Here is a 22,572-nt window from a genome sequence, read left to right as displayed (position 1 = left end):
GTCTTCCTGACGGTCGTAATGCGTATTACAGTACGCAGTGTCCGCGCCCGCCGGGAGGTCCGCCGTGCCGTTGCTGCCGAGTGCCCATGTCGACACCTTCTGCCGGGACCACCTGCCGCCACGCGCACAATGGCCGCGGTTGCGGTTCGAGCTGCCCGAACTGCAGTACCCGGACCGGCTGAACGCGGCCACCCGGCTGGTCGACGACGCGGTGCGGCACTGGGGCGCCGACCGGCGCGCGGTGTCGTCCCCCACCGATTCCTGGACATACGGCGAGTTGCTCGCGCGCGCGAACCAGGTGGCGGGCGAGCTGAGAGCGCTCGGGGTCGTGCCGGGCAACCGGGTGCTGCTGCGCGGGCCGAACACGCCGTGGCTGGCCGCGTGCTGGCTGGGAGTGCTCAAGGCGGGAGCGGTCGCGGTCACCACGATGCCGATGCTGCGCGCGCACGAACTGACCGAGATCGTCGAGGCCTGCGCACCCGTGCTGGCGGTGTGCGATCACCGTTATCCGGACGAGCTGGCGTCCTTCGGTTTCCCCGTCGTCGCCTACGGCAGCGTCGCGGCCGACGACCTCGCCGCCCGTTGCCAGGCCCGGCCGGCCACCTTCGCGGACATGGAAACCTCGGCCGACGACGTCGCGATCCTCGCGTTCACCTCGGGCACCACCGGACGGCCCAAGGCGACCATGCACTTTCACCGCGATCTGCTCGCCATCGCCGACACATTCTCCCGGCATGTGGTGCGCCCCGAACCCGCTGATCTGTTCTGCGGCACTCCCCCGCTGGGGTTCACCTTCGGGCTCGGCGGGTTGCTGGTGTTCCCCCTGCGCGCCGGTGCGGCGACGCTGCTCATCGAACGCGCCACGCCACTTGAACTGGCCGATTTGGTCGCCGACCACGGCGTGACAGTGCTGTTCACCGCACCCACCGCGTATCGCGCGATCCTGGCGTCGGACCGCAGGCCGTTGCTCCGGGGCCTGCGCCGCGCGGTGTCCGCGGGCGAAGCGCTGCCCGCATCGGTGGCCACCGATTTCCACGAGGCCACCGGACGCCGGCTGATCGACGGGATCGGCAGCACCGAGATGCTGCACGTGTTCATCTCCGCCGCCGACGAGGACGCGCGCCCCGGCGCCACCGGCCGCGCCGTCCCCGGCTACCACGCACGGATCGTCGACGACCAGGGCCACCCGGTACCCGACGGCACGCCGGGGCGGCTCGCCGTGCAAGGCCCGACCGGCTGCCGTTACCTGGCCGACGACCGGCAGACGGTGTTCGTCGAGGACGGCTGGAACCTCACCGGCGACACCTACGTACGCGACTCCGACGGCTACTTCCACTACCGCGCGCGCAGTGACGACATGATCGTGTCATCTGGTTACAACATCGCCGGACCGGAAGTCGAAGAAGTGCTCCTGCACCATCCCGACGTGCTGGAATGCGCCGTGGTCGCGGCGCCGGACGAAGCACGCGGCTCGGTGGTCGCCGCGTACGTGGTGCTGGCCGAGGGCGCCGAGGCCGGTCCGGCCAAGGTCACCGAACTGCAGGACTTCGCGAAATCCCTTGCCGCACCGTACAAATACCCGCGGCGGGTGGAGTTCGTCCCCGAGCTGCCGCGCAATCCCAGCGGCAAGGTGCAGCGGTACCTGCTCCGCCGCCGCGCCGCCGAATCCAGTCTGTGAAGGGCACCTTCACGGACCCAGAGGCCAGGGCCCCGGCAAAGTCGGTGTAGAGGTCCGTGAAGGGACCCTTCACGGACTCTGAGTCTGTGAAGGGTCCCTTCACAGACCCGAAACCGGTCCGGCGCACGCCACGAGGTGGTCGCACACACCTCCGCATCGCCCACTGCCGGGTCCCCGACCAACTTTGCCGACACCCTGGACCCAGAGGCTGTGAAGATGCCCTTCACGGCAGTTCTGCGGTGCGGGCGTCGCCGAGGTTCCAGCCGAGTGTCACGACGGTGCCGCCCGCGTCGGTCCGGACGTCCGCCCGGTCGGCGCTCGCGTGTAGCAGCAGGAGGCCGCGGCCCCGGACCGGTACCGGAGTGCGGTCCTCGTCGGCGGGGCGCCAGCTGCCGTGGTCGGTGATCACCAGCTCGACGCGATCGGCGTGCAGGGACGCGTCGAGGTCGACGTGGCCGGGTTCGCCGTCGCAGTAGGCGTGGTCGGCGACGTTCGCCAGTGCCTCGTACCCGGCCAGGACGATGTCGTGCGCCTGGTCGACGGGAATGCCCGCGGACAGCGCCCATTCCAGCAAGCGGTGCCGCAGGGAGCGCAGGGCGAGCGGTTCGGCAGGTACGCCGTGGAGGCTCAGCACGTCGATGGCGGAAGGAACGGGCAATGCTCAACCGCCCGTTCCGGCGACCCCGGCCAGCGCCTGGTCGACCGAGGGGAACAGCTTGATCCACTCGTCGAGGCCGGTGCTGGTGAACGGCCGCGTGGTGATCGTGGACGTGCTCACCACGCGCAGCGCCCCCGTGTCCAGCCTGCCGTGCGCGCCGGCCAGCACCTGCAGCCCGGACGAGCTGAGGAAATCCACCTCGCGCAGATCGACGACGAGTAAGCCAGGCCCGCCGTCCAGCACCCCGCCGACCGCTTCGTCCAGCTCCGGCGCGGTGACCAGGTCGATCTCGCCGCCCACGGTGAGCACTGCGGCCGGACCCCGCCACCGGACGGTGACCTGCAGCTCGCCGCCCGCCCCGTCCCCGGAAACCGTCACCGGTCCGATGGTGCCCCAAGCGTGGGCGGAGCGCCAGGCGGCAGCGGGCCGGGCAAGCGCGGGAAATCACCGTCTGGCCGATCGGAACCTCGCGTACGCGGGCGATCTCGGCGGTCACCTTGCCGCCCGGCAGCACCCCGCCGATCCCGGGCTTCGCGCCCTGGGAAAGCTTCAGCGACACCGCTTTCACGGCTTCGTGCCCGGCCTGCCGGGCGAACTCCCGCGGGTCGAAACCGCCGTCGGGGGTCCGGCAGCCGAAGTAGCCGGTACCGATCTCCCAGATCAGGTCGCCGCCCCCGCGCAGGTGGTACGCCTTCGCCGGTGTCGTGGGCGAAACCGCCGCGCGCCGCGCCTTGGTTGAGGGCCAGGATGGCGTTGGACGACAGCGCGCCGAAGCTCATCGCGGAGACGTTCAGCAGCCCATGTCGTAAGGCCGGGTGCAGTCCGGGCCGACCCGCACCCGCGGCGGCCACCAGATCCGGGAACCGGCGCCAGCGAAGGCACGAAGAACTCGTACCCGCCGATGTTGACGTCCCGCTCGGTCCCGAACGGCTGCTCCGCCGCGGTACCCTTCGCCCGTTCGTAGACGATGGTGCGCACGTCCCGGTCGTACGGGCGGCCGTCGAAGTTCCGCTCCACGAAGTACTGATGCAGCTCGGGGCGGAGGCTTTCCAGCAGGAACCGCGCGTGCCCGAGCACGGGGTAGTTGCGCAGGACCGAATGCCGCCGCTGGACGAGGTCGTACATTCCGGTCGCGGTCAGCGTGAGCAGCAGCAGGGCCGCGAGCGACCACCACGGCGAAACCACCACCGCGAGCAGCGCGAACCCCGCGACCACCCCGAACCGGACAACGCTGAGTCTCGCCACGGCGTCGAAACCAATCGCCGTGGCGAGACCGCGCAGGCCGGAATCCACTTCGGACCGGGTTCAGCCGAGCACCGCGGCGGCCGGGCGGGTTCGGCCGGACGACAGCCGGCGCGAGCGATGGACCAGGAAGATCATCACCGCGGGGAGGAGCAGATCGGAGACCAGGACCCCGCCGGTGTTGCCCGGCGCGTGATCGCCGTTGGCGAACCACTGGTAGACGTGGCCGATCAGCGCTCCCCACAAGAACATTCCGGCGCCGAGGCCGATCGTGATCCGCTCGCGCGAGGTGGCCGAGGACGAGGCGGCGCGCAAACCCATGACCGCGAGCCCGAGGTTGGCGAAGGCGATCTCGAAGGTGAACGGGGTGCGCGCGAAGCCGATCGCCGTGGCCATCACGTCCGGGAAGCCGAGGAACGCGATCGTCATCCACAGGCTCCCGCAGCCGAGCGCGACGATGCTCCACCACCGCTGCCAGGTTTCGAGCGTCGCCTGCCGGGAGGGGCTGCGCCGGGTGCGGATCAGCGCGCCGGCCGCCGCCGCGGGCCAGATCAGCGGGACCGCGGTCTGGAAAAGGTACGAGGTTTCGGTCATGACTTGAATCTTGCATGGTTAATATTAATGCGTCAAGACTCCGGTATGCTCTCCCGTGTGGACGACGGATTGGCCGATGCCCTGCATCGCGTGGTGTACCTGCTCGGCGAGGCCACCCGGCGGCGCGTCGACGACTCCGGCGGGCTCAGCTACAGCCAGCTGCGGCTGCTGGGCATGTTGGAGGAGATCCAGCCGGTGACCCAGCACCAGCTGGCCCAGGCGCTCTCGGTGTCCGACCCTGCGATCAGCCGCGCCCTGCGCCCGCTTGAAGCCGCCGGCCTGGTCCAGATCCGCCCCGACCCCGCCCATGGCAGGCGCCGGCTGGTCGCCGTCACCGAAACCGGCCGCACCGCCTTCCACGACGGCGGGAAACCGCTCTACGACGAACTCCGCACCACCCTGCTGGCCGCCGGGTTCCCGTACGAGCAGTACTTGCGGGACACCCTCCGGCTGGCGGAGTTGCTCGACCCAAAGCTGTGAAGGGTCCCTTCACGGACGCTGCGTCCGTGAAGGGACCCTTCACAGCGTTCAACCGGCGGGACGGCAGGCGGTCAGTAGGCCAGGTTCGGCCGGAGCCAGCGCTCCACCTCGGCCAGCTCCATCCCGCGCCGTGCGGCGTAGTCCTCGACCTGGTCGCGGCCCAGCCGGCCGACGGTGAAGTACCGCGACGCCGGGTGCGCGAAGATCAGGCCGCTCACCGCGGCGGCCGGGGTCATCGCGTACGACTCGGTGAGGCCGATGCCCAGCTCGGCGGCGCCGAGGAGGGTGAACAGGTCCTGCTTCTCGCTGTGGTCCGGGCTCGCCGGGTAGCCCAGCGCCGGGCGGATGCCGCGGAAGCGCTCCGCGTGCAAGTCCGCCAGCTCCGGCTCGGCGTCCGGTTCGAACCAGCGGCGGCGGGCCTCCAGGTGCAGGTACTCGGCGAACGCCTCGGCGAGACGGTCGGCCAGGGCCTTCACCATGATCGCGCGGTAGTCGTCGTGGTCGGCCTCGTAGCGCGCGGCCAGGGTCTCCGCGCCGTGGATGGCGACCGCGAAACCGCCGAGATGGTCGCCTTCGGGGGCGATGTAGTCGGCGAGGCAGCGGTTCGCCCGGCCTTCCGGCTTCTGCGTCTGCTGGCGCAGCATCGGGAACCGGAAGTTCGCGTACTCGCCTTCCAGCAGGATGTCGTCGCCCTCGGCGTGGGCCGGCCAGTAGGCGTAGGCGCCGCGGGCGTGGAACGAACCGTTCTCGATGATCTCGTCCAGCAGCCGGTTCGCGTCGTCGAACAGCTCCCGCGCCACCGGCTGGTCCAGGATCGCCGGGTACTTGCCCTTGAGTTCCCAGGCCAGGAACAGGAACTGCCAGTCGACCATCTCGCGCAGCTCGGCGATCGAGGGCTCCCGCACGCACACCCCGGTGAACTCCGGCACCGGCAGCCCTGCGAACGAGACCTCCTCCTTGTTCGCGCGCGCCTGCGCCAGGGTCAGCAACGGCGTGGTGTGCCGGTTCGCGTGCTGCTCGCGCAACCGCTGCTGTTCGGCACGGTTGTTCGCGTCCAGCACGTCGGAGCGGTCGGTGTCGAGCAGATCGGACACCACGCCGACCACCCGCGACGCGTCGAGCACGTGCACCGTGCTGTGGTCGTACACCGGGGCGATCTTCACCGCGGTGTGCTGCTTGGAAGTGGTGGCCCCGCCGATCAGCAGCGGCAGCTTCAGCCCGCGGCGCTGCATCTCCGTGGCCACCGAGACCATCTCGTCCAGCGAGGGCGTGATCAGCCCGGACAGCCCGACCACGTCCGCGTGCTCGGCCACCGCGGTGTCCAGGATCTTCGCCGCGGGCACCATCACGCCGAGGTCGATCACCTCGTAGTTGTTGCAGCCCAGCACCACGCCGACGATGTTCTTCCCGATGTCGTGCACGTCGCCCTTCACCGTGGCGAGCACGACCTTGCCCTGGCCGCGCGAGGTCTCGATGCGGCCCTCGGCCTTCATCTTCTCCTTCTCCGCCTCCATGTAGGGCTCCAGGTAGGCGACCGAACGCTTCATCACGCGCGCGCTCTTGACCACCTGCGGCAGGAACATCTTCCCGGCGCCGAACAGGTCCCCGACGATCTTCATGCCGTCCATCAGCGGCCCCTCGATCACCTCGAGGGGCCGGTCGAAGGACTGCCGCGCCTGCTCGGTGTCCTCCTCGATGAAGTCCACGATGCCGTGCACCAGTGCGTGCGAAAGCCGTTGCGCCACCGGCGTTTCCCGCCAGGACAGGTCGACGACCCGCTTGGTGCCGCTGCCCTTGACCGTCTCGGCGAACTCCACGAGCCGGTCGGTCGCGTCCTCGCGGCGGTCGAAGAGCACGTCCTCGACCAGCTCCAGCAGATCCTTCGGGATGTCCTCGTACACCGCGAGCTGGCCCGCGTTGACGATGCCCATGTCCAGCCCGGCGCGCACGGCGTGGAACAGGAACGCCGAATGCATCGCCTCGCGCACGACATTGTTGCCGCGGAAGGAGAATGACAGGTTCGAGATACCGCCGGAGGTGTGCGCGCCCGGACAGCGCTCCTTGATCAGCGGCAGCGCGTCGATGAATGCCTTGGCGTACCCGTTGTGCTCGCTGATACCGGTGGCCACGGCGAGCACGTTGGGGTCGAAAATGATGTCCGTACCGTCGAAACCGGCCTGCAGGGTGAGCAGATCATAGGCCCGCGAACAGATTTCCACCTTGCGCGCGGCGGTGTCGGCCTGGCCCTTCTCGTCGAAGGCCATCACCACCACGCCCGCGCCGTAGTCGCGGATCCGCCGCGCCTGCGCGAGGAACGGGCCTTCGCCCTCCTTCAGGCTGATCGAGTTGACCACGCCCTTGCCCTGCACGCAGCGCAGCCCGGCCTCCAGCACGCTCCACCGCGAGCTGTCGACCATCACCGGGATCCGCGCGACCTCCGGCTCGGTCGCGATCAGGTTCAGGAAGGTGGTCATCTCCTGCTCGGATTCGAGCAGGTCGGCGTCGAAGTTCACGTCGAGCAGGTTGGCGCCGCCGCGGACCTGCTCCAGCGCGACGTCCACCGCGGCCTGGTGATCGCCGGCCTCGATCAGCTTGCGAAAGCGCGCCGAACCGGTCACGTTGGTGCGTTCGCCGATCATCACGAACCCGGTGTCCGCGCCGATCGTGAACGGTTCCAGGCCGGAGAACCGGGTGGCCGGGGCGAGCACCGGCACCGGCCGCGGCGGGACCTGCGCGACGGCCTCGGCGATCTTCGCGATGTGCTCCGGGGTGGTACCGCAGCAGCCGCCGACGATGTTGACCATGCCCGCCCCGGCGAACTCGCCGAGCGCGCCGCCGGTCTCCTCCGGGGTCTCGTCGTAGCCGCCGAACGCGTTGGGCAGCCCGGCGTTCGGGTAGCAGGCGGTGTAGGCGTCCGCGATCTTCGCCAGCTCCTCGGCGTGCGGCCGCATGTCGGCGGCGCCCAGCGAGCAGTTGAGGCCGACCACCAGCGGCTTGGCGTGCGCGATCGACTGCCAGAACGCCCCGACGGTCTGCCCGGAGAGCGTGCGGCCGGACAGGTCCACGATGGTGACCGAGATCCACAGCGGCAGCCGCGGCGCGACCTCGCGGGCCGCGGTGATCGCGGCCTTGCAGTTGAGCGTGTCGAAAATGGTCTCGATCAGCAGCACGTCCACGCCGCCTTCGGCGAGCGCCGCGATCTGCTCGGCGTAGGCGTCCTTGACCTGCTCGTAGGTGACCGCGCGGTAGGCCGGGTCCTCGACCCTCGGCGACAGCGACAGCGTGACGTTGAGCGGGCCGACCGAACCGGCCACGTACCGGCCGCCGAACTCGTCCGCGGCCTGGCGGGCCAGCCGGGCGCCGCGCAGGTTCATCTCGCGCACCTTGTGCTCCAGGCCGTAGTCGGCCTGTCCGATCGAGGTGGCGGTGAAGGTGTTGGTGGTGGTGATGTCCGCACCCGCGGCCAGGTACTGGCGGTGCACGTCGAGCACCACGTCCGGGCAGGTGAGGTTGAGCAGGTCCGGGTCGCCGGTGACGTCCTTGTGATGCCCGTCGAGCCAGTCGTCGCGGTAGTCCGCGGGCGTCAGGCCGGCGTTCTGCAGCATGGTGCCCCATGCGCCGTCGAGCACGGCGATTCGCCGATCGAGCAGGGCCCGCAGGTTCTCGGTCATGCCACCTCCGCAGCTGAAGTCACGGAGGCGCCCTTGGGATCGTGGTGCGATCGGCCGAGCGTGGCGGACCGCCGGGTCCGTTGCAGCGCCTCTCGACCTGGCCCTCGAGACTACCGGAAGTGACCGCCGGGTGGGCAGCCGCGTTCACTCCGCGAGACGCGAAACGCTGTTACCGAGCCGGCCCCGAGCCATCGTCGAGCGGCGCTCCACGCCACGACCACTCGGTACGGCGCGGCCGGCCCGGCAGCGCGATCCGGCCGGTGCACCAGCGAAGCGTGTCCCAGGCGTCCGCGGCCGGCTCCTGATCGGGGAACAACCGGACGGCCACACGGGCGCAGATCCCGCGCGGCGGACCGAACGCGGCGCCCTGGCCCTGGGCGAGGTCGTCGCCGTGCAGCAGGAGTTCGACGCAGCCCATGGCGGCGAAGCCGGCCGGGTCGGACCGCCCGGTCGGGTGGTAGGCCCGCGACTGCGGAGTTGCGGTACGGACTGCTGCCGCGAGCAGGCGTCCGCCGGTCAACGCGAATTCGAGCAGTTCGGCGGGTGAAGCTTGCGCGTCGGCCGTGGCGAGGAACCGGACGTAGTGGTCGGACGGGCTGCTGACCACCTGGGCCGCGTACGAGAGGAGCGTGTCACCGAGGTGCTCGGCGGTCGTCCGGCAGTCCCAGTCCAGTCCGCCGGCCGTGCGGGTCCAGTCACCGTCGGTGTGCGGCCCGAGCGCCGCTGCCACGTACTCGATCGCCTCTTCCAGGTCGTCCGCAGTCACCGTCATGGCGTCATCGTGGCATTACCGGCCCCGGCCGGGTGGCCCAGAACCCACAGTGGTGGTCCTTCGCGAAGCCGGTGAGCGGCCCGACGCCGTCCGGCCGGTACGACACCGTGGTCCCGGTCCGGCCGGTGCGCACGAACGCGGTCCAGTCGTCCACCATCCGATCGGACAAACGCTGCTGCGCCGGGCTGAACGCGGCCGGTACGCCGTCGATGTCGAACAGGTACGACAGCTCGGCGGTGTGCGGCGAACCGAGCGGGAACGGTGCGGACACGTCTTTCGCACCCGGCGCGGCCGGGTCGGCGAACTCGTACGTCGACGTGGACGGCAGGGCGGCGGCCATCCGAGCGGCCGGGCAGGCGAAGACGGAGTCGGTGACGGTGGCCGCGTAGGCGAGGGAAGCGTTGCCGCTGAACGCGTCCACCGGATATTCGGCGGCCACCGCGGCTGCGTCCGGGAAGATTCGGCGCAGGGCCTCGGGATAGCCGTGCCGGGTGATCGGCTGTCCGCTGGAGGCGGTCTCTTCGGCGAGGAAGTAGGTGAATTCGTCGTGCGTCGTACCCAGCAGCACCGGCACCGGGGCGGCGGCCCCGCGACGGATGCCCTCCGGCGGCGCTTGCGGCAGCACGGAACCGCCGGTGACCGGGCCGGGAAGCTCGATCCCGGCGAGGGAGGCGTACCGAGGTGCGTCGAGCAGCTTCCCGGGCGGCAGCGCACGCAGGCAGGCCGCCGCGGTGGCACGGTCCCGGCAGCCGTGCGCCGCCGCGTACGCGACGCTCGCCTTTTCTGCGTCCGCCAACGTCGCCTGCTGCCCGCAGGGTCCACTTTGGACGATCGCGGCGCGGAACAGCCCGCGCGAGCCGGGGGCCACCAGGTGATCGCAGACCGACATCCCGCCCGCGGACTCCCCCGCGATGGTCACCGCGGCCGGGTCCCCGCCGAAGGCCGCGATATTGTCGCGCACCCAGAGCAAGGCCTGCTGCTGGTCGAGGAACCCGTAGTTGCCCGGCTGCGTATCGAGCGCCGGATCGGCGAGGAAGCCGAGCGCACCCAGACGGTAGTTGATCGTGACCACGACCTCGTCTCCGCGGGTCGCCAGGCGCCGCGCGTCGTACCGGTCGCCGCCGCCGTTGACGAACGCGCCGCCGTGCAGCCAGACCAGCACCGGACGGGAGGCGGACCCGGCAGCCGGGGTCCAGACGTTCAGGGTGAGGCAGTCCTCGCTCGTCGCCGTGGCCCCGGCCGGTGCCTGGGGACAGCGTGGGCCGGGTTTCGTCGCGTCCCGCTCCCCCGGCCACGCCGCGGCGGGCGCCGGCGGCTGCCACCGCCGCTCACCGACCGGCGGAGCGGCGTAGGGAATGCCTTGGAACAGGCGGTGATCCGGGGCGGCCGTGCCCCGGACGAGTCCCGAGGCCGTGCGCACCACGTCGCCGACCCGTCCGACGGCCGCGTCCGAGGCCACGCAGGCCGAGGCGGCCAGCGCCAGCACGAGCCCCAGTACCGCCGGCAGGCCTCGCCGTACCGCGCCGAAAACCGCCTCCACCACCGGCGGGACGATACCGGGCCGGTTCACCCGGCCGGGCGAGGGATCAAGAGAGAGGTCAACCGCGGCGGTACAGGTCGTTGACCGGCTTCGCGGTGACGAAGACTTCTTCACGCGGCGAGCGGGACTGCCCCGCAACAGTGCGGGCGACGCTCGTCAGGGGGCCGAAAGGCCGGAAACCGGCCGCGGAATGCACACGCCATTGTTCGGCCCGACCTGCGGAACGCTGGAGGCGTCCCGGCCGTCATACCTGCCCCATCGCCCGGTCGCCGCAGGGCCGAAAACCCCCGCGCGACCGGCCGGAGCCGCATCTCGGGCGAGAATGGTCAGTCGCGCATGGCCAGTTTCGACAGTTCCCGGTCGAAGTCGAACCAGAGTGCCTCGTCACCGAAGGGCACCTCGTCGTAGGTACGGTCGAGGAAATCGGCCAGTTCGGCCGCCTCGGCCTCCAGCACGGCGGACCCGTCCGGCGCGTTCAGCTCCACCAGGACCTGGCTCTCGTCGGCGGCGGGCCGCACCCGGACGTCGCCGTCCCCGGCGGGCGCCAGCAGGCCGTCGGCGAGCAGATCCCGCCCGAACAGCCAGCGCACCACCCCGGTGCCGGCGTGGTAGCCGACGGACACCGCGTACGGGTCCGCCGCGTCGTACTCCAGGTCGGCACGCACCGGGAGCGGAACCGCACCGAACGTACGTAGTCCGAAAATGACCGTCGCGCGGACGACCGGTGGCTCGATACCCATGTCCGCCACCTCCTTCGCATTCACCGGTTTACTTTTGAGTTTCTCCTTTCATAAGTAACCCCACGTGAGAGAAGAAGCTGCACCGCTCGCGATCTTTCACCCCTTTGGTGGAGACAGATCTCTCAGATGGTCACCGGGAGGGCAACTAAAACGACACGAACGGGCAAACGCGCGAGCGCTGCGCCGGCCGCGGAGGGCGGCTACCTGCGCCATTCTTCCAGTCGCACGCCGATCCGGGCGGCCGCCACGCGCACCTCCCGCCGCCGGTCGCCGGGCACCGCGTGCACGTGGTTGGCGCCGAAACCGGACAGAAAGGTGGCCGCGGGCACGTCGAGCCGCGCGAACGCGTGCGGCCATTCCGGAGTGGACCGCGAGACCAGCTCGGCGGTGGTGGATTCGTCGAATCGCTCGAACTGGCCGAGCATCAGCTGCAGCCGGTATTCGCCGTCGAGCCGGCTCAGCCGGGCCAGCGTCATTTCGCCCGGCGCGGCGATGTGCTGCACCGAGGCCCCGCCCGCCGGAAAGAAGAACACCTCCGGATAGAGGTGCACCTTCGCCAGGTTCTCCGCCGGATCGTCGCTGCGCGCGGCGAACCAGGTCGCGTGCTGACCGGAGTTGCACAGGTCCCACACGTCCCGGTCCGGGTGGTAGTGCCGCACGTCCGCGAACAGCACCGGCGTCCCGGTGATCAGGTGCAGCAGCTGCATGGTGAGCGCGCCGTCCATGTCCGCCTCGGTGGCCGTAACGTGCACGGGCTTGGGGCCGTTCCAGTCGTACGGGTCGTTGAGCAGGGCCTCGGCGACGTCGGCGGTGGCGAAGTGCTCGGTCAGCTCCGGCTGGGCCTTGATCCCGGAGAAGTCCAGGTGGCGTTCGGCCGCCACGTCGCGTACCGCGAGATAGAGCCGCAGCTGCCGCTCCAGCAGCTCGGGAGTGAGCCGGTCGCCGTCGTAGTGCACCGTGGCGTACCGCTCCAGCCATTCCCGCCCGCGCCCGGCCTCCTTGGCGAGGTCCCCGGACTCCGCCCGGCGCACCAGCTCGTATTGATCGATCTCCTCGACGTCGACGCCGAACGTGCGCATCCACTGGTCGGTGTTGGCGACCGCGGTGTTCATCCCCATCGGACGCCCGCCGAACCGGCCGAACGTCGACCCGCGCAGCGCGGCCACCGCGGCCGCGGCCCGCGCCTGCGCACCGATGTCCTCGATCAGCCCGGCATCGCCGGGAGCGCCCCACAACCGGGTGTGGGTCCGGCCGATCTGGTCCAGCGCGCCGCCCGCGGCGAGCATCCCGACCAGGCCCGGTTCCGCCGGATCGGTGCTCGCGACCAGCAGCAGCGGCCCCGGCGTGGCGTCCGCGGCGAGCATGGTGAAGTGCGGGAACGCCCAGACCGCGTAGTAGAGCACGGTCAGGTCGACGCCCGCCGCGGCGACCGACCGGGCCGCGGCGGTGGCGGTGGTGTTCGTGGCCACCTGCCCGCCGGAGACCACCTCGTGCCCGGCCGCGGCGAGCGCCGCCGCGAAAGCGTCCACTGTGGACTGGATGAATCCGGTGTTGCGGCGGTGCACGTGCTCCCGCCCGTCCGAGACGGCGATCAGGCCGATTCGCGCCATGGTGCTCAGCTCCGGTTCAAGTCGGTGTAGACCTGGGCCGCGTCGGCGCGGGTGACCAGGCGGGTGGGCAGGGTCTGCTGTTTCGGCACCTGCCGGCAATCGAGCAGGAGCTTCTTCGCCGCGGCGATCGCCTCGGCGCCGCCGGTCGGGTAGACGAAGGTGGCCGAGAGCCGTCCGGCCTCCACGGCCTTGATCCCGCCTTCGGGTACCGGCAGGCCGTCGATCCCGGTGATCGGCAGATCGGCCCGCCCGGCGTTCTGCGCGGCGATCCGCGCGCCCTCGGCCATCGGGTCGTTCGCGGAGAACAACGCCTGCGCGTCCGGATGCGCCTTCAGCAGCGCGTCGGCCTGCTGCTGTCCCTTGTCCCGCAACCAATCCGCATCCGCGGTTCCGGCCACGGTGATGCCGTGCCCGGCGATGCCCTGGTCGAAACCGTCGCTGCGTTCCTTGGCCGGTGTGGACCCGGCGAGCCCCTTCAGCTCCACCACTTTCCCGCCGTGAGGCAGCAGGGTGTCCGCGAAGAACCGGCCGGCCTGACGGCCGATGTCCACGTTGTCCGCGCCGATGAACGAGGTGTAGCCCTCGCCGTCCACCTTGCGGTCGAGCACCAGTACCGGAATGCCCTGCGCGTACGCCTTCTGCACCACCGCGGTCAGCGGCGTGGCCTCGTTCGGGCTGATGATCAGCAGGTCGATGCCCTGGGTGAGGAAGGTGTTGACCTGCTCGACCTGTTTCGCGTTGTCCTGCGCGGCATCGGCGAAGTGCACGCTGAACCGGCCGACGCCGGCCGCGGCCCGGCGGATGTCGTCGTTCATCCGGACCCGGTAGGGCTCGGCGAGGTTCGCCTGGCTCATCCCGATGGTGTACTTGCCGCCGGTGCCCTGGCAGGCCCGGGCCGACGCGCCGCCCGCCGAAGCCGCGCCGGGCGCGTTCTCGTGCGTGGTGCCGCAGGCGGCGAGGGCCGAGACGAGGACCAGTCCGGCGAGGGCCGCCCCGTGGCGGGTGGTTGCGGACATGCGTTCCCCTTTCCGACACGTGCTCACGCGATGGCCGGGCGCAGCCGTTGCACACCCGCGGCGAGCACGATCACCACGCCGACCACGATCAGCTGCACGTTCGAATCGATGTCGTTGAGCTGGAGGATGTTGTCGAGCACACCGACCAGCAGCGCGCCGGCCACGGTGCCCGACACCGAGCCACGCCCGCCGGTGAGGCTGGTGCCGCCGATCACCACAGCGGCGATCGCGTTCAGCTCGTAGCCGGTGCCGTCGTTCGGGCCGCCGAAGTTGAGCTGCCCGGCGTGCACGATGCCGGCCACCGCGGCGAGCAGCCCGCACAGCCCGAAGACCAGGATCTTCACCCGGGTGACCGGCACCCCGGACAGCACGGCGGCCTTTTCGTTGCCACCGATCGCATACACGTGCCGGGAGAACGCACTGGACCGCAACAGCAGCACGGCCAGCGCGGCGATGGCGGCGAAGATCAGCGCCGGGATCGGCACCACACCGCCGAAAGTGCGCTCGCCCAGCAGCGAGAACGGCACGGGCGCCTGGCCCGGCCCGTCACCATAGGTGATCGACACGCCCTCGCCGCCGGACCACATCCGGGCCAGCCCCCGCGCGATCTGCATCCCGGCGAGCGTGACGATGAACGCCTGGATCCGGAACCGCGCGCTCGCGATCCCCTGCACCACCCCGAAGACCAGGCCCATCGCGAGGACCGTCAGCACCCCCGGCACCAGCCCCCAGCCGGAGGTGAGCAGTTCGGCGGCACCGACGCTGGCCAGCCCGACCACCGAGCCGACCGACAGGTCGATCCCGCCGACCAGGATCACCAGCGTCATGCCGACCGCGATGATGCCGATCTCGGAGATCGCGCGCACCACGTTGAACAGGTTCTGACTGTCCAGGAACACCAGGTCCCCGCCCCAGTGCGGGGAGAACACGATCGCCGCCGCGAACACCAGTACCAGCCCGAAGACGCTCTGGAACCGGAACACCACGGCCAGGGCGCCCCGCGCGGTCATCGCGGCCCTCCCGCCGGTATCTCGCCCATCGAGGCGGCGAGCAGATCCGCCTCGCCCGCCATCGCCGTGTCCAGTTCGGCCACGCTGCGTCCGTCGCGCAGCACCACCACCCGGTCGCACATCCCGACCAGCTCGGCGGGCTCGGACGAAGCGAGCAGCACACCGACGCCGGTCCGCGCGGTCTCGCCGAGCAGCCGGTAGATCTCCGCCTTCGCCCCCACGTCCACGCCGCGGGTCGGCTCGTCGAGCAACAGCAGCGAAGGCTCGGTCAGCAAAGCCCGGCCCAGCACGACCTTCTGCTGATTCCCGCCGGACAACGAGCCGACCGGGACGGACAGCGAATCCGCGCGCACCCCCAGCCGGTCCGCCGCGCCCTTCGCCGCGTCGCGCTCGCGGCGGGCGGACACCAGCCCGAACCGGGCCAGCCTGTCCACAATGGACAGCACGGTGCCCGCCACCGCGGAATGCTCCAGCGCGAGCCCGGCGGTCCGCCGGTCCTCGGGCACGAACGCCATCCCGGCACGCAGCGCGCGACGCGGAGACCATGGCCGGAATTCCTTGCCACGCACGAAGATTCGCCCACGCACCGCGATAGCACCGGACGCCCCGTACAGGGCTTCGAGCAGCTCGGTGCGCCCCGCGCCGAGCAATCCGGCGAGCCCGACGATCTCCCCGGCCTTTACCGACAACGTGATCCCGTCCGGCTCGCGGCGCCCCGGTCGCGAGCGCACGGCGAAATCCTCCACCCGCAACACGTCGTCCGTTCCGACACTGGATCCATTGGCGGCGCGGAACATCTGGTCCACCGGCCGGCCCACCATCGCCTCCGCGGCCCGTTCCGCGGTCAGCTCCCAGGCCGCGAACTCGGCGACCACCGCGCCGTTGCGCAGCACCGTGGCGCGGTCGGCGATCCGGCCGATCTCGTCCATCCGGTGCGACACGTAGACGATCGCCACCCCGTCCCGGCGCAGCTGCCCGACCACGGCGAACAGCCGGTCGACCTCACGCGGCGAAAGCGCCGACGTGGGCTCGTCCATGAGCAGGATCCGGGCATCCAGCGAGAGCGCCTTGGCGATGGTGACCAGCTGCTGCTCACCGGTGCGCAGCCGGTCCACCGGGACCCGCGGATCGAGATCCACCCCGCACCGGGCGAGCACCCGCCGGGTCCGCGCGGCCATCCGGCGCCGGTCCAGCGTGCCCCGGCGGGTGTGCGGCTCCCGGCCGAGGAACACGTTCTCCGCCACGGAAAGCGCGGGGACCAGGTCCAGCTCCTGGTGGATCATCGCGACCCCGGCGCGGCGCGCGTGACCGGGGCGGGTGAACCGGACCGGCCTGCCGCCGATCCGGACCACCCCGGACCCGGGCGCGACCTGCCCGGAGAGGATCTTCAGCAGGGTGGACTTGCCCGCCCCGTTCTCCCCGAGCAGGGCGTGCACCTCCCCCTCGCGCACGGTGAGATCCACCGAGCGCAGCGCACGCACCCCGCCGTAGGTCCGCCCGACACCGGCCAGCTCGACCAGCACTCCGCCGTCGCCCATGACCAGCCCCCCGGCCGTGCCCGCGTCGGGAAATCGATTACCGACGTAAGGTAGGGGTGACCCGATGGTGTGTCAAGGGTCACAAGGAAGCGTGACCGGCGGGGCCCCCGCCCGGACCGCTCCGGAGGTCGCCGGACACCGGGGATTCAGCCGATCGTCACACGCCCGCCGCGCCATGGTTCATACCCACGTGATTTGTGGCATACCGCTCGTGAAACGGGCTTGCGGGCCGGTGTCCGCAGGAGGATTTGGCGGGTTCCTACAATCCGGCAGGCGCGGCGTGCGTCATCCGGAACAGTGCGCCGAGCGGTGCCCTAGGAGCAGTGTGTAAGACGGCACAGGCGGTGGCCCGGCAAGCCGGGCGGCGCCGCCGCGCGTGGTGTTCCGGGGTTATTTTGGGAGGCTCAGTCCGTGTTCAGTCGTGTCGCCATCGTCAACCGCGGGGAGGCCGCGATGCGGCTGATCCATGCGGTCCGGGATCTCTCCGCGGAGACCGGTGAGCGGATCGAGACGATCGCGCTCTACACCGACGCGGACGCCACCGCGACGTTCGTGCGTGAGGCCGACGTCGCCTATCCGCTCGGGCCCGCGTCCGCCCGCCCGTACCTGGATCTGGCCAAGCTGGAGACCGCGCTGGCCGAGACCCGGGCCGACGCGGCCTGGGTCGGCTGGGGCTTCGTGGCCGAGGACCCGGCGTTCGCGCAGCTGTGCGAGAAGCTCGGGATCACCTTCGTCGGGCCGAGCGCGGACGCGATGCGCCGGCTCGGGGACAAGATCGGCGCCAAGCTGATCGCCGAGGAGGTCGGTGTCCCGGTCGCGCCGTGGAGCGGCGGCGAGGTGTCCACCCTCGAAGAGGCGCTGCGCGCCGGCGAGCGGATCGGCTACCCGCTGATGCTCAAGGCCACCGCGGGCGGCGGCGGGCGCGGCATCCGCAAGGTGTCCTCGGGCGAGGAGCTGGCCGAGGCCTACGAACGCACCAGCCAGGAGGCGCTGCGCGCGTTCGGCAGCGGCGTGGTGTTCCTGGAGCGGCTCGTCACCGGCGCGCGGCACGTCGAGGTCCAGGTGATCGCCGACGGCGACACGGCGTGGGCGCTCGGCGTCCGCGACTGCTCCGTGCAGCGCCGCAACCAGAAGATCATCGAGGAGTCCTCCTCGCCGGTGCTCGCCCCGGCGCAGACCGCGGAGCTGAAGGCCTCCGCCGAGCGTCTCGCGGTCGCGGTCGGCTACCGCGGCGCGTGCACCGTGGAATTCCTCTACCACCCGGGCGAGAAGCTGTTCGCTTTCCTGGAGGTCAACACCCGGCTCCAGGTGGAGCACCCGATCACCGAGCTGACCACCGGCACCGACCTGGTCCGGCTGCAGCTGCACGTGGCCGGCGGCGGGAAGCTGACCGGCCCGCAGCCGGCCGAGGCCGGGCACGCGGTGGAGGCCCGGCTCAACGCCGAGGACCCGGACCGCGACTTCGCCCCCTCCCCCGGCCGGATCGCGCGGCTGCTGCTGCCCGCCGGGCCGGGCATCCGCGTGGACACCGGGGTGAGCGAGGGCGACACCATCCCGGCCGACTTCGACTCGATGATCGCCAAGATCATCGCCTACGGCGCCGACCGGGACCAGGCGCTGGCGCGGCTGCGCCGGGCGATGCGCGAGACCTCCGTGCTGATCGAGGGCGGCGCGACCAACAAGAGCTTCGTGCTGGACCTGCTCGACCAGCCCGCGGTGCTCGACGCGAGCGCGGACACCGGCTGGATCGACCGCGTCCGCGGCGAGGGCGGGCTGGTCACCACCCGGCATTCCGCGGTGGCGCTGGCCGCCGCGGCGATCGAGGCCTACCAGGACGAGGAGGAGGCCGGCCTGCAGCGGCTGCTGTCCACCGCGCACGGCGGCCGTCCGCAGGCGCGGCACGAGAGCGGCCGTCCGCTGGATCTCAAGCTGCGCGGCGTGTCCTACCGGGTCACCGTGGCCCGCATCGGGCCGAAGCGGTTCCGGGTCGGCCTCAGCGGCGGCGGCGAGGTGCACCCGGCCGACGTCGAGATCGAGCGCTTCGATGAGCACAGTGGCCAGATCACCGTGAACGGCACCCGGTTCCGGCTGGTCATCGGCACGCACGGGCCGACCCACCTGGTCGAGGTCGACGGCGTGACGCACCGCGTCAGCCTCGACGAGGGCGGCGTGGTCCGCTCCCCGGCCCCCGCGCTGGTGGTCGCCACCCCGCTCGCGACGGGCGACGAGGTCGAGGCCGGCGCCCCGGTGCTCGTGCTGGAGAGCATGAAAATGGAGACGGTGCTGCGCGCGCCGTTCCGCGCCCGCGTCAAGGAACTGCCGGTGTCGGTGGGCAGCCAGGTGGAGACCGGCGCCCCGCTGCTGCGGCTCGAACCGCTCGCCGAGGACGACGTGGCCGAAACCGTGGAGCAGGCCCAGATCGCGGAGATCGACCTGCCCGCCGAACCCGCCGTGACCGCGCGGGTCCGGGCCGAGCGCGGCCGGGGCGACCTGGCCGGGCTGCTGCTCGGCTTCGACGCGGATCCGCACGACGAGGGCCGCGTGCTCGCCGGGTACCTGGCCGCGCGCGCCGAGCCGGACGCGGGCCCCGCGATCGTGCACGAAGTGGCGCTGCTGCGGATGTTCGCCGATCTGTCCGAGCTGAGCCGCACCAAGCCCGCGGCCGACGATCTCGGCGGGACCGGCCACGTGCACAGCTCGCGCGAGTACTTCCACACCTACCTGCAGAGCCTGGACGTGGAGCGGGCCGGGCTGCCGGAGAAGTTCCAGGCCCGGCTGCGCCGCGTACTCGCCCACTACGGCGTGAGCGAGCTGGACCGCACGCCGGAGCTGGAGGAGGCGGTCTTCCGCATCTTCCTGGCCCAGCAGCGGTCGGCCGGCGACGTCGCGATCGTGTCCGCCCTGCTGCGGGCCTGGCTGACCGAGGCCCCGCCGACCGGCGCGCTGCGCGAGGAGGCCGGCCTGGCGCTGGAGCACCTGGTCGCGGCCACCCAGCTGCGGTTCCCGGCGGTCAGCGACCTCGCCCGCGGGGTGGTCTTCCGCTGGTTCGCGCAGCCGATGCTGCGCCGGGCGCGCGCGGAGGTGTACGCGGACGTACGCGGGCATCTGCGGCACCTGGACAGCAACCCGGACGCGGCGGACCGCCCGGAGCGGATCGCCGCCATGGTGGCCAGCTCCGAGCCGCTGGTCCGGCTGCTGGGCCAGCGCATCGGGCGGCCCGGCGCCGATCCGGCGCCGCTGCTGGAGGTGCTGACCCGGCGCTACTACGGCAACAAGACCCTGTCCGAGGTGCGCGGCCGCACCGTGACCGGCTGCGCGTTCGTCACCGCCGAGCACAGTGAGCCGGCGCGGGTGCTCACGACCGCGGTCGACTTCCCGCAGCTGCCGGACGCGACGCGGGCGCTGGCCGAGCTGTCCGCGGACGCGACCGGCCCGGTCGTCGCGGACGTCTACCTGCGCTGGGCCGACCAGCCCGACGGCGACGCGATGGCCGCGCGGCTGGAAACGGCGCTCGCGGCGCAGCCGCTACCCGCGCCTCTCGGCCGGATCACCGCCACGGTGGCCGGTGGCGGCGGCGCGGTGATGCACCACCACTTCACCTTCCGCCGCACCGGCGAGGGCGCCTTCGCCGAGGACCGGCTGATCCGCGGGCTGCACCCGCGGGTGGCCGCGCGGATGCAGCTGGAGCGGCTGCAGGAGTTCGACCTGACCCGGCTGCCGTCCGCGGACGAGGAGGTGTACCTGTTCAACTGCGCCGCGAAGACCAACCCGGCCGACGAGCGGCTGGTCGCGATGGCGCAGGTGCGCGACCTCACCCCGCTGCGCGAGACGGACGGGCGGCTGGTGGCGCTGCCCGCGGCCGAGGACGTCCTGGCCGCGTGCCTCACCGCGATCCGCTCCGTGCAGTCGCAGCGCCCGGCCCGGAAACGCTTCGACACCAACCGGATCGTGGTCTACGTGTGGCCGCCGAGCGAGCTGACCACCGAGGAGCTGCACCTGCTCGCCTCGCGGGTGCTGCCCACCACGGCGGGCGCCGGGCTGGAGGAGATCCTGTTCCTGGCGCGCCGCCGGAACCCGGAGACCGGGGAGCTGACCGACGTCGCGGTGACCATCCGCAACGAGGTCGGCTCGGGCGCGCGGCTCACCGTCGGCACCCCCGATCCGGAGCCGGTGCAGCCGCTGGACGACTACCGGCAGAAGGTGCTGCGGGCCGCCCGGCGGGACACCGTCTACCCGTACGAGCTGACCGAACTGCTCGCCGGCGCGGGCAGCTTCGCCGAGCACGATCTCGACGACACCGGCGCGCTGGTGCCGGTGGACCGGCCGAAGGGCGGCAACACGGCGGGCATCGTCGCCGGGGTGGTCAGCACGCCGACCGCGCGGGTGCCCGAAGGCGTCCGGCGGGTGGTCCTGCTCGGTGACCCGACCAAGGCGCTGGGCGCGCTCGCCGAGCCCGAGTGCGCGCGGATCATCGGCGCCCTCGACCTCGCCGAGCGGCTGCGGGTGCCGGTGGAGTGGTTCGCGCTCTCGGCCGGGGCGAAGATCTCCATGGACTCCGGCGTGGAGAACATGGACTGGATCGCCGCCGCGCTCAAGCGGATCGTCGAGTTCACCCAGGACGGCGGCGAGATCAACATCGTCATCTCCGGGATCACCGTGGGCGGCCAGCCGTACTGGAACGCCGAGGCGACGATGCTCATGCACACCAAGGGCATCCTGGTGATGACGCCGGACTCGGCGATGGTGCTCACCGGCAAGCAGTCCCTGGACTTCTCCGGTGGCGTCTCCGCGGAGGACAACTTCGGCATCGGCGGATACGACCGCGTGATGGGCCCGAACGGGCAGGCGCAGTACTGGGCGCCGGACCTGGCGGGTGCCCGTGACGTGCTGATGGCGCACTACGACCACGCCTACGTCGTGCCCGGCGAGCCCGGCCCGCGCCAGGCCGTCACGAACGACCCGGTGACCCGGGACATGTCGGCCTACCCGCACGCCATCCCCGGCAGCGAGTTCACCCGCGTCGGCGACATCTTCTCGGCCGAGCACAACCCGGACCGGAAGAAGCCGTTCGACATCCGCACCGTGCTGCGCGCACTGTCCGATCAGGACCATCCGGTACTGGAACGCTGGGCGGGCATGGCGGACGCGGACACCGCGGCGGTGCAGGACGCGCACATCGGCGGACGGCCGGTCTGCCTGGTGGGCATCGAGTCGAAGCCGGTGCCACGGCGCGGGTTCCCGCCCAACGACGGGCCGGACACCTACACCGCGGGCACGCTGTTCCCGCGCTCGTCGAAGAAGGTGGCGCGCGCGATCAACGCGGCCAGCGGCAACCGTCCGCTGGTGGTGCTGGCGAACCTGTCGGGCTTCGACGGCTCGCCGGAGTCGATGCGGAAGCTGCAGCTGGAGTACGGCGCGGAGATCGGCCGCGCGGTCGTGAACTTCCGGGGCCCGATCGTGTTCACCGTGATCTCCCGCTACCACGGCGGCGCGTTCGTGGTGTTCTCCAAGGCACTCAACCCGAACATGACGGTGCTGGCGCTGGAAGGCTCGTTCGCCTCGGTGCTGGGCGGTGCCCCGGCCGCCGCGGTGGTGTTCGCCGGTGAGGTCAACACCCGCACCGCGAACGACCCGCGGGTGAGCGGGCTGCAGGCCCTCGTCGCCGAGGCGGGCGGCGCGGAACGGGCCGCCCGCGCGGCCGAGCTGGCCGAGGTGCGGGCCACCGTCCGCGCCGAGAAGCTCGGCGAAGTGGCCGCGGAGTTCGACCGGGTGCACAGCATCGAGCGCGCCGTGGAGGTCGGCTCGGTGGACGCGATCGTGAGCGTGGCCCAGCTGCGGCCGCGGATCATCGAGGCGATCGAGCACGGCCTGAAGCGCTGACCCGGTCTCGGGCAAAGCTGTGAAGGGTCCCTTCACAGCCCCAGCGTCCAGGGTCCCGGCAAAGTTGGTCGAGGACCCGTGATCAGCAGAGAGAGCCGTGGCTGCCCGACCGGTTTCGGGTCCGTGAGGGTGCCCCTGACGGA

General features: G+C 71.6%; 14 protein-coding genes and 1 pseudogene. 3 read left to right on the top strand and 12 right to left on the bottom strand.

The annotated features are described in order from the left end of the window. Positions 1-64 precede the first annotated feature (64 nt). Positions 65-1,678, top strand: a complete 1,614-nt coding sequence (locus D5S19_RS26450) for an AMP-binding protein (RefSeq protein WP_120026098.1) — start codon at positions 65-67, stop codon at positions 1,676-1,678. Positions 1,679-1,901: 223 nt separating this feature from the next. Here D5S19_RS26450 and D5S19_RS26445 read toward each other — a convergent pair whose 3' ends face one another. The 4 genes and pseudogenes from D5S19_RS26445 to D5S19_RS26430 all read right to left on the bottom strand — a co-directional run bounded on the left by D5S19_RS26445 (position 1,902) and on the right by D5S19_RS26430 (position 4,172). Next, positions 1,902-2,336, bottom strand: coding sequence for an ATP-binding protein (locus D5S19_RS26445; protein WP_120026097.1), 435 nt, complete (start codon positions 2,334-2,336; stop codon positions 1,902-1,904). 3 nt (positions 2,337-2,339) lie between these two features. Beyond that, a complete protein-coding gene (locus tag D5S19_RS26440; RefSeq protein WP_120026096.1) occupies positions 2,340-2,714 on the bottom strand; it encodes an STAS domain-containing protein in 375 nt (124 codons plus the stop codon). 118 nt (positions 2,715-2,832) lie between these two features. Next, positions 2,833-2,988: pseudogene (locus D5S19_RS33625) on the bottom strand (glutamate synthase-related protein); the annotation flags it as partial. A 653-nt stretch (positions 2,989-3,641) separates the two neighbouring features. Beyond that, entirely contained in the window at positions 3,642-4,172 is a 531-nt protein-coding gene (locus tag D5S19_RS26430) for a DUF6790 family protein (protein ID WP_120026095.1), read from the bottom strand. Positions 4,173-4,229: 57 nt separating this feature from the next. On the opposite strand from D5S19_RS26430, the gene D5S19_RS26425 reads away from it, so the two are divergent. After that, entirely contained in the window at positions 4,230-4,652 is a 423-nt protein-coding gene (locus D5S19_RS26425; RefSeq protein WP_120026094.1) for a MarR family winged helix-turn-helix transcriptional regulator, read from the top strand. 71 nt (positions 4,653-4,723) lie between these two features. Here the strand turns inward: D5S19_RS26425 and metH are convergent, their stop codons facing one another. The 8 genes from metH to D5S19_RS26385 form a co-directional block, all read right to left on the bottom strand. Further along, complete coding sequence (gene metH / locus D5S19_RS26420; RefSeq protein WP_120026093.1) at positions 4,724-8,323, bottom strand: methionine synthase; 3,600 nt, start codon at positions 8,321-8,323, stop codon at positions 4,724-4,726. A gap of 169 nt (positions 8,324-8,492) precedes the next feature. Further along, entirely contained in the window at positions 8,493-9,095 is a 603-nt protein-coding gene (locus tag D5S19_RS26415) for a maleylpyruvate isomerase N-terminal domain-containing protein (RefSeq protein ID WP_120026092.1), read from the bottom strand. 4 nt (positions 9,096-9,099) lie between these two features. Then, positions 9,100-10,638, bottom strand: coding sequence for a carboxylesterase/lipase family protein (locus D5S19_RS26410; RefSeq protein ID WP_233574183.1), 1,539 nt, complete (start codon positions 10,636-10,638; stop codon positions 9,100-9,102). Positions 10,639-10,961: 323 nt separating this feature from the next. Next, complete coding sequence (locus D5S19_RS26405; RefSeq protein ID WP_120026103.1) at positions 10,962-11,375, bottom strand: SsgA family sporulation/cell division regulator; 414 nt, start codon at positions 11,373-11,375, stop codon at positions 10,962-10,964. Between the two features lie 200 nt (positions 11,376-11,575). Continuing rightward, entirely contained in the window at positions 11,576-12,985 is a 1,410-nt protein-coding gene (locus D5S19_RS26400; protein ID WP_120026091.1) for an L-fucose/L-arabinose isomerase family protein, read from the bottom strand. 5 nt (positions 12,986-12,990) lie between these two features. Next, positions 12,991-14,001, bottom strand: a complete 1,011-nt coding sequence (locus D5S19_RS26395) for a substrate-binding domain-containing protein (protein WP_120026090.1) — start codon at positions 13,999-14,001, stop codon at positions 12,991-12,993. A 23-nt stretch (positions 14,002-14,024) separates the two neighbouring features. Then, the gene (locus tag D5S19_RS26390; protein WP_120026089.1) at positions 14,025-15,011 is read right to left on the bottom strand and encodes an ABC transporter permease; all 987 of its coding nucleotides are present in this window, start codon (positions 15,009-15,011) and stop codon (positions 14,025-14,027) included. After that, positions 15,008-16,549: a sugar ABC transporter ATP-binding protein gene (locus D5S19_RS26385; protein ID WP_120026088.1), complete on the bottom strand. Its 1,542-nt coding sequence runs from the start codon at positions 16,547-16,549 to the stop codon at positions 15,008-15,010. The genes D5S19_RS26390 and D5S19_RS26385 overlap by 4 nt, the downstream gene beginning before the upstream one ends. Positions 16,550-16,960: 411 nt before the next feature. Between D5S19_RS26385 and D5S19_RS26380 the strand changes: the two genes are divergently transcribed. Next, on the top strand, positions 16,961-22,429 hold the full coding sequence (locus tag D5S19_RS26380; RefSeq protein ID WP_120026087.1) for an ATP-binding protein: 5,469 nt from the start codon (positions 16,961-16,963) through the stop codon (positions 22,427-22,429). Positions 22,430-22,572 lie beyond the last annotated feature (143 nt).

The sequence above is a fragment of the Amycolatopsis panacis genome, from assembly GCF_003600245.1.
In the GTDB taxonomy this organism is placed as follows: Bacteria; Actinomycetota; Actinomycetes; order Mycobacteriales; family Pseudonocardiaceae; genus Amycolatopsis; species Amycolatopsis sulphurea.
This window is presented reverse-complemented; position numbering and strand designations above follow the sequence as displayed.

Bases quoted from the DNA above. Each gene is read 5' to 3' on its own strand.
- D5S19_RS26430 (WP_120026095.1), bottom strand. From the start codon at position 4,172: ATGACCGAAACCTCGTACCTTTTCCAGACCGCGGTCCCGCTGATCTGG.
- metH (WP_120026093.1), bottom strand. From the start codon at position 8,323: ATGACCGAGAACCTGCGGGCCCTGCTCGATCGGCGAATCGCCGTGCTC.
- D5S19_RS26415 (WP_120026092.1), bottom strand. From the start codon at position 9,095: ATGACGGTGACTGCGGACGACCTGGAAGAGGCGATCGAGTACGTGGCA.
- D5S19_RS26405 (WP_120026103.1), bottom strand. From the start codon at position 11,375: ATGGGTATCGAGCCACCGGTCGTCCGCGCGACGGTCATTTTCGGACTA.
- D5S19_RS26400 (WP_120026091.1), bottom strand. From the start codon at position 12,985: ATGGCGCGAATCGGCCTGATCGCCGTCTCGGACGGGCGGGAGCACGTG.
- D5S19_RS26395 (WP_120026090.1), bottom strand. From the start codon at position 14,001: ATGTCCGCAACCACCCGCCACGGGGCGGCCCTCGCCGGACTGGTCCTC.
- D5S19_RS26390 (WP_120026089.1), bottom strand. From the start codon at position 15,011: ATGACCGCGCGGGGCGCCCTGGCCGTGGTGTTCCGGTTCCAGAGCGTC.
- D5S19_RS26385 (WP_120026088.1), bottom strand. From the start codon at position 16,549: ATGGGCGACGGCGGAGTGCTGGTCGAGCTGGCCGGTGTCGGGCGGACC.